At 70.4% G+C, this 6,127-nt stretch carries 5 protein-coding genes; 4 read left to right on the top strand and 1 reads right to left on the bottom strand.

Features of this window, described 5'->3' with window-relative positions:
• The 3 genes from CA983_RS39355 to CA983_RS39345 all read left to right on the top strand — a co-directional run.
• On the top strand, window positions 1-626 hold a 626-nt coding region (locus CA983_RS39355; protein WP_086605498.1), incomplete at its 5' end, for an SDR family NAD(P)-dependent oxidoreductase.
• Window positions 623-1,666, top strand: a complete 1,044-nt coding sequence (locus tag CA983_RS39350) for an S-adenosylmethionine:tRNA ribosyltransferase-isomerase (RefSeq protein WP_086605497.1) — start codon at window positions 623-625, stop codon at window positions 1,664-1,666. The genes CA983_RS39355 and CA983_RS39350, both read left to right, overlap by 4 nt.
• Before the next feature lie 343 nt (window positions 1,667-2,009).
• Window positions 2,010-2,738, top strand: a complete 729-nt coding sequence (locus CA983_RS39345; RefSeq protein ID WP_086605496.1) for a transglycosylase SLT domain-containing protein — start codon at window positions 2,010-2,012, stop codon at window positions 2,736-2,738.
• 91 nt (window positions 2,739-2,829) lie between these two features.
• On the opposite strand, the gene CA983_RS39340 is transcribed toward CA983_RS39345, so the two are convergent.
• Window positions 2,830-5,367 carry an ABC transporter ATP-binding protein/permease gene (locus CA983_RS39340; protein ID WP_208637137.1) on the bottom strand — a complete coding sequence of 846 codons (2,538 nt, stop codon included), beginning with the start codon at window positions 5,365-5,367 and terminating at the stop codon, window positions 2,830-2,832.
• Between the two features lie 241 nt (window positions 5,368-5,608).
• On the opposite strand from CA983_RS39340, the gene CA983_RS39335 reads away from it, so the two are divergent.
• Window positions 5,609-6,127: streptophobe family protein (locus CA983_RS39335; RefSeq protein WP_244207289.1), on the top strand; the 519-nt coding region annotated here is incomplete at its 3' end.

Below are 6,127 nucleotides of genomic sequence, written 5' to 3'. Positions count from 1 at the left end.
GCTGGGACCTGGCGCTCGACGCCCGGGGCGCCGAGGCCCTGAGCGACGCGGCGGAGGCCGTCTCCGTGCACGGCACGCGCGTGGCCGCCCTGCCCGGGGACGTCACGGACGCCGCGCACCGTGCGGCGCTGGTGTCGGCGGCGTGGCGGCTGGGCGGCGTCGACCTGCTGGTGCACAACGCGAGCGCGCTGGGCGCCGAGCCGTTGGTGCGGCTGGAGGAGCTGTCCCTGGAGGGGCTGCGGCGGGCGCTGGAGGTGAACCTGGTGGCGGGGCTGGGCCTGGTCCAGGAGGCGCTGCCGCTGCTGCGGGCCTCGCGGGCGGGCACGGTCATCGCGGTCAGCTCGGACGCGGCCGCCGAGGCGTACGAGACGTGGGGCGGCTACGGGGCGTCCAAGGCGGCGCTGGAGCATCTGATGGCGGTGCTGGCCGTGGAGGAGCCGGGGCTGCGGGTCTGGGCGGTGGATCCCGGGGACATGGCCACGGACCTCTACACGGCGGCCGTACCGGACGATCACGGTCCGCGGCCGGAGCCGGCGACCGTGGTACCGGGGTTCCTGCGGCTGCTGGACGAGCGGCCGGCGAGTGGGCGGTACGGGGCTCCGGCTCTGGTGGACGGGGCCCGATGACGTCGGCCGTGCGGGTACCGGAGGAGTTGTCGGCCCGGGTACCGGTGGAGCAGCGGGGGGCCGGGCTGGAGCGGGACGCCGTGCGGATGCTGGTGTCGCGGGGTGCGGAGGTGGCGCATCACACGTTCAGGGAGCTGCCGCGGCTGCTGCGGGCCGGGGATGTGCTCGTGGTCAACACCTCGGCCACGCTGGCGGCGGCCGTCGACGGGTGGATCGGGCACGCGCGCGTGGTGGTGCACTTCTCCACCCGGGGGGACGACGGCCGCTGGGCGGTGGAGCTGCGGGAGCCCGACGGGCGGGGCACCACGCGCGCGCGTGCGGGTGGGCCGGCGGGTACGGAGGTGTGCCTGCCGGGAGGCGGAGGGCTGGTTCTGGAGGAGCCGCTGAGCGGGCGGAGCGGGCGGCTGTGGTGGGCGCGGGTCGCCGGGCCTGACGTGCCGGGGCTGCTGCGGGAGCACGGGCGGCCCATTCGCTACGCCTATACCGAGCGCGACCAGCCGCTGTCCGTCTATCAGACGGTGTTCGCGCTGCCGTCCGCGGACGGGGCGGGCAGTGCTGAGATGCCGAGTGCGGCGCGGCCCTTCACGGCGCGGGTGGTGGCTGAGCTGGTGAGCCGGGGGGTGTGGTTCGCGCCGGTCACGCTGCACACGGGGGTGGCGTCGGCGGAGGTGCACGAGCCGCCGTATCCGGAGCGCTTCGCGGTGCCCGAGGCGTCGGCGCGGCTGATCAACGCCGCGAGGGCCGGTGGCGGCCGGGTCGTGGCGGTGGGCACGACGGCGGTGCGGGCCGTGGAGTCGGCGGTGGGCGCCGACGGGGTCGTACGCGCGCGTGCGGGGTGGACCCGTCTTGTCGTCACGCCGGAGCGCGGGGTGCGGGTGGTGGACGGGCTGCTGACCGGGCTGCACGAGCCGGAGGCCTCGCATCTGCTGATGCTGGAGGCGGTCGTGGGGCGGGTGGCGATCGAGCGTGGCTACAGGGCCGCGCTCCAGGGCCGGTACCTGTGGCACGAGTTCGGGGACGTGCACCTCGTCCTGCCGTGACAGGGCCCTCACACAGAGCATCGCTTGTGCAACGGGTGGTGAGAACGCATGGCGCCCGGTGTGAGCCCGCGCATAGGACCCACGTCACGTACGAAAGGGCGTAGGAGACAAAGCCCCACCTTTTGAGCGGCACATACGGTCCAATCTGCCCCGATTTGCCCCTCCCTGATCCACTATCGGGCTTCGTACGTCACACCTTTGCCACGCGATTTTGCGGCCGCTAAGAATTGGCGGCGTCGCTCAGCGCCGTGGGTTCACCTCCGCGGCGTTCGTGTCGGAAACACACCGAGTCCAACGCCGGACGCCGAGCGACTCCCGCGCTATTCGAAGAGGTCCCACCACCATGCCCAAGAACATCTTCAGCCGTGGCCGTAGTCGTACCCTGACCCGTCACCACAAGATCGCCATGGCGGGTGTCGCCACCCTCGGCGCCGCCGCCATCGGTTTCTCCGCGGTGCCGAGCGGTGCGTCGACCAAGACCACGACCGAGGCCGCTCAGCCGGCTGCGGTGGCGTTCAGCACCGAGCAGATCAAGGACGTCAAGGCCAGCGTCACCGACCAGATGGCCGGTGCCACGGTGAAGGCGCAGCAGATCGCTGCGAAGAAGAAGGCCGAGGCCGAGGCCGCCGCCAAGAAGAAGGCCGCCGCCGAGGCGGCGAAGAAGAAGGCCGAGGCCGCTCGCAAGGCCAAGGAGGCCGCGAGCCGGGACGCCAAGCGCGCCCAGGTCAAGAAGGCCGCCGCCAAGAGCTACCCGAACAACCTCGACGGCTGGATCCGCGAGTCCCTCGACATCCTGAAGAAGCACGACATCCCGGCGTCCTACGACGGCATCCACCGCAACATCATGCGAGAGTCCTCGGGTAACCCGAAGGCGATCAACAACTGGGACATCAACGCCATCAACGGCGTCCCGTCGAAGGGTCTGCTCCAGGTCATCCCGCCGACCTTCAAGGCGTACCACGTCCCCGGCACCTCCTGGGACATCTACAACCCGGTCGCCAACATCACCGCCGCCTGCAACTACGCGGCCGACAAGTACGGCTCCATGGACAACGTCTTCGGCGCGTACTGAGGCCGGCGCGGACCTCTGCTCGCTGGATCGAACGCCGAAGGGCGGCACTCTCCTGACGGAGTGCCGCCCTTCGGGCGTGGTGCAGCGGTGACTACTTGCGCATGACCTCGGGCTCGTGGCGGCGCAGGAAGCGGGCCACGAAGAAGCCGCAGATCACGCCGAGGGCGAGGAGCGCGCCCATGTCCATGGCCCAGGCCCCGACCGTGTGCTCCCACAGCGGGTCGGTGTCGCCGGCCGTCTCGGGCGGGCTGATCTTGTTGAAGTCCAGCGTGGCACCGGAGGCGGCGACCGCCCAGCGCGACGGCATCAGGAACGAGAACTGGTTGACGCCGATCGAGCCGTGCAGCGTGAACAGGCAGCCCGTGAAAACGACCTGGATGATCGCGAACATCACCAGCAGCGGCATGGTCTTCTCGGCGGTCTTGACCAGCGACGAGATGATCAGGCCGAACATCATCGAGGTGAAGCCCAGCGCCATGATCGGGATGGAGAGCTCGATGAGGGTCGCGCTGCCGAGGACCAGGCCCTCCTCGGGGATCTCCCGGCTGGAGAAGCCGATGACGCCGACCAGCAGGCCCTGCAGGACGGTGATCATGCCGAGCACGAACACCTTCGACATCAGGTACGCCGAGCGCGACAGGCCGGTCGCGCGCTCCCGCTCGTAGATGACCCGTTCCTTGATCAGCTCACGGACCGAGTTCGCCGCGCCCGCGAAGCAGGCGCCGACCGCGAGGATCAGCAGGACCGTGGTGGCCGTGCCGTTCGGGATGATCCGGCCGGTCTGCGGGTTGGGCGGGTTGGGCAGCAGACCCCGGTCCGCGTCGATGAGCAGGCTCACCGCGCCGAGCACGGCCGGCAGGATCACCATCAGGGCGAGGAAACCCTTGTCGGACGCGATCACCGAGACGTAGCGCCGCACCAGCGTGACGAACTGGGACATCCAGCCCTGCGGCTTCGGCGGCTTCATCGCCTGCATCGGCGCGACCTGTACGGACTGCGGTGCTACGGCGTCGATGTCCGCGGCGTACATCTGGTAGTGCTGCGAGCCCTTCCAGCGGCCCGCCCAGTCGTAGTCGCGGTAGTTCTCGAAGGCGGAGAAGACATCGGCCCAGGTGTCGTAGCCGAAGAAGTTCAGCGCCTCCTCCGGCGGGCCGAAGTAGGCCACCGCGCCGCCGGGCGCCATCACCAGCAGCTTGTCGCACAGCGCCAGCTCCGCCACGGAGTGGGTGACGACGAGGACCGTACGGCCGTCGTCCGCCAGGCCGCGCAGCAGCTGCATGACGTCGCGGTCCATGCCCGGGTCGAGGCCGGAGGTCGGCTCGTCCAGGAAGATCAGCGACGGCTTGGTGAGCAGCTCCAGGGCCACGGAGACGCGCTTGCGCTGGCCGCCGGAGAGGGAGGTGACCTTCTTCTCCTTGTGGATGTCCAGCTTCAGCTCGCGCAGCACCTCGTCGATACGGGCGTCGCGCTCGGCGGCCGTGGTGTCGGCCGGGAAGCGGAGCTTGGCCGCGTACTTGAGGGCCTTCTTGACGGTCAGCTCCTTGTGCAGGATGTCGTCCTGCGGGACCAGACCGATGCGCTGGCGCAGCTCGGCGAACTGCTTGTACAGGTCGCGGTTGTCGTAGAGGACCTCGCCCTGGTCGGCCGGGCGGTAGCCGGTGAGCGCCTTGAGCAGGGTGGACTTGCCGGATCCGGACGGGCCGATGACCGCGATCAGCGACTTCTCCGGGACGCCGAAGGAGACGTCCTTGAGGATCTGCTTGCCGCCGTCGACCGTGACGGTCAGGTGGCGGGCGGAGAAGGAGACCTCACCGGTGTCGACGAACTCCTCGAGCCGGTCGCCGACGATCCGGAACGTCGAGTGGCCGACGCCGACGACATCGGCCGGGCCGAGCAGCTGTGTACCGCCCTTGGGGATCGGCTGGCCGTTGACGTACGTGCCGTTGTGCGAGCCGAGGTCGCGGATCTCCATGCGGCCGTCGGGCGTCGAGTGGAACTCGGCGTGGTGCCGGGAGACCTGGAGGTCGGAGACGACCAGCTCGTTCTCCAGGGCACGGCCGATGCGCATCACGCGGCCGAGGGAGAACTGGTGGAACGTGGTCGGGCTGCGGTCGCCGTAGACCGGCGGCGCCCCCGCGACGCCGCCGGGGCCCTGCTGCTGCGGGATGTGCGCCGCGGGCTGCTGCGGCTGCTGCCAGCCGGCCTGGGGCTGCTGGTGGGGCGCCTGATGGTGCGGCGCCTGCTGGGCGGGTGCCTGCTGGGCCCAGCCGGGGTTCGCGGCCTGCGCCGCGTACGGCTGCTGCTGGGGCTGGGCCTGCGGCGTGGCGACGCCGGCCGCGGCGTCCGACAGGTTCAGGCGCGGGCCGTCGGTCGCGTTGCCCAGGTGCACCGCCGATCCGGGGCCGAGCTCCATGTGATGGATCCGCTGCCCCTGCACGAACGTGCCGTTGGTGCTGCCATGGTCCTCGATGACCCAACTGCGGCCGTTGAAGCTGACCGTGGCGTGACGCCAGGAGACCCTGGCGTCGTCGAAGACGACGTCCCCCTGCGGATCACGTCCGAGGGTGTATGCCCTGGACGGATCGAGCGTCCAGGTACGTCCGTTTGATTCCAGTACGAGTTCCGGCACTCCATGCCCCACTGAGTTGTCCCCCGAGTTACCCCCGACATGGGGAGTCTAGGGATGTCGAACATCGGGTGGAACTATTTCAGTAGCGGCCACCTGACCGAAAGTCGGGCCTTGTGAAGACCGCGTTCGGACGCATCAGCCGTTTCCGTTGACGGGGTTGAAAACGGGCCGGAGAGTGGTATTTCGACGCGACGGGGACATGCGCGATGTCCCCGCCGCGCAGCGGATCGGGGGGTCTGCCATGGGTGCCGGTACAGGTGTCGGGACGGCGAAGTACGGCACGCGCGTGCCGTGGGCGGACGTGCTGATGTCCGCCGTCGCCGCCGTGAGCTGGGCGTTGATCGGGATGGCGGGTACGGCGGCGCTGGGTCTGCGGCTGCTGGAGGCGGACACGGCGGGCTCGTTGGGGCCGATGACCGCGGCGGTGGTGGCCCTTGGGGCGGGTGGTTCCGTCACGCCGTCCGGTGATGTGTCGGCGTTCGGTCTCACGGGCGCCGAGGCGGACACGGCCATCGAGATCACGCCACTGGGGGTGAGCCTGGTCGGGGCGTTGCTGCTGTCGTACTTCTTCCTACGGTCCTTGCGAGCGGCGGGAGTTGTGATAACGCCGGCCGAACTCCTCGCCCGTGCGGGTGCGGTGGTCGCGCTGTTCGTGGCGATGCTGGGCGGACTGGCCTGGGCGGGTCACGACGTCATCACGATCGACGGCGGAGCCCTGGGTCTGGACGACCTGACGGGCGGGGGCGGTGGAGGTGGAGAG

Source organism: Streptomyces swartbergensis, assembly GCF_002148965.1.
In the GTDB taxonomy this organism is placed as follows: domain Bacteria; phylum Actinomycetota; class Actinomycetes; order Streptomycetales; family Streptomycetaceae; genus Streptomyces; species Streptomyces swartbergensis.
This window is presented reverse-complemented; position numbering and strand designations above follow the sequence as displayed.